Below are 235 nucleotides of genomic sequence, written 5' to 3'. Positions count from 1 at the left end.
CATTTCCGGTTCCATCCATATACCGAATTGCATCCCCTTCTCTTTTACGTGATTTGCGAGATTATCAAGTCCGTCTGGAAGCTTACGAAGGTCGACGAACCAATCACCCAAGGATGACTTATCATTATCCCGCTTTCCAAACCAGCCATCATCAAGAACAAATAATTCGATTCCCATCTCTTTGCCAGCATCAGCTATTTCAAGAATTTTGTCTGCAGTGAAATTAAAATAAGTA

At 40.9% G+C, this 235-nt stretch carries 1 protein-coding gene; it reads right to left on the bottom strand.

The genetic code is table 11. The annotated features are described in order from the left end of the window. Positions 1 to 235: alpha-galactosidase (locus tag F1003_RS19250; protein WP_202913949.1), on the bottom strand; the 235-nt coding region annotated here is incomplete at both ends.

Source organism: Winogradskyella ouciana (assembly GCF_009709615.1).
Lineage (GTDB): Bacteria > Bacteroidota > Bacteroidia > Flavobacteriales > Flavobacteriaceae > Winogradskyella > Winogradskyella ouciana.
This window is presented reverse-complemented; position numbering and strand designations above follow the sequence as displayed.